A 1,111-nucleotide genomic window follows, 5' to 3' on the forward strand; every position below is an offset into this window, starting at 1 on the left:
CGGGATTGATGACTGGAAAAGCTTGCTTTCAAACTTCTTGAACTAGCTACTATTCGCTATCAATATCTTCCATCGTCTCTAAATTGGGCCCAAAGAGTGCCTCTTTGTCACCGAGAGAGTCAACAGCGTCTTGAATGGTAAAGGCGTCTCGCCCTAAGCCTTCGATTGTAGGAAGAGGCTCATCATTGATGAAAGCAATCAAATCGTAAGCGGAGTCTTCTGGGTGCTCTTCCATACTCAGATGGCCAACCCCTTTATATTCGACCAGCATCGAGTTAGGTATTGCGTCGACCCAACGCTGAGCATGATCAAAGCGCCCCCACTTGTCACGATTCCCCCACATAATTAGCGAAGGCGCCTGAATATCTGCAAAAGATGCGGTGGTTCCATTAAGCATCAATTCGTGGACCATTTCAGCTTGAAGGACGTTTGTTTTCTTTGCGCTGGGTGCTTGGAGTAAGTGCAGATAGCGTTGCAGTGATGCCGGGGTAATTCGTTCAGGAGTACCGTAAAAGTCATCTGCAATGGTTGTTGCAATGGTTGCTGGCTGGAAAAACTTGGACACAGTGCTACTGTCCACTAAGTAATCAACGATGAAAGGCGGCTCTTGTTGCATTCCCAAGGGCGAAATTAGCGTTAAAGACTTAATCCGATCAGGGTTATTGATTGCATAGCGCGAAGCGAGATAGCCGCCGTAGGATGCGCCTACCAAATGAAAATTTCGCAGGTTTAAGTCTTCAATCAAGTATGTGAGTGTATGTGAGATATAGTCTTGGCTAAGGTTCTCGGGGCAGTGTTTCTTTGGGTTAGAGATGCACTTGGGCGCACCGGTAATGCCCGCTCCAGGAAGATCAATGGCGACGACTCTAAACTCTTGCCGTAGAATCTCTACCCATCGCTCCCAGGTGTGGAGAGAAGATAGCTCCCCGTGTAACAGAACAATTGTCTCTCCCTCGCCGACGTCACGAAAATGCACTGGTAAGCCGAAGTCGTTAGTTCGAAACTGCGAATCGGGGTAGGAGTACCTAGACGTGATATACCACTTCGGTAGCTCTGAGAAGCCGAGAAAATTTGTCAGCGATGTAGCAGACTTCGATGCACCACCAATATT

General features: G+C 47.9%; 1 protein-coding gene. It reads right to left on the reverse strand.

Going from position 1 to position 1,111, the window contains the following annotated elements; all coding sequences use genetic code 11:
• Positions 1-49 precede the first annotated feature (49 nt).
• A partial coding sequence (locus tag A3750_RS16290; protein ID WP_068548450.1) for an alpha/beta fold hydrolase occupies positions 50-1,111 on the reverse strand: 1,062 nt, incomplete at its 5' end.

It is taken from the genome of Oleiphilus sp. HI0079, from assembly GCF_001635105.1.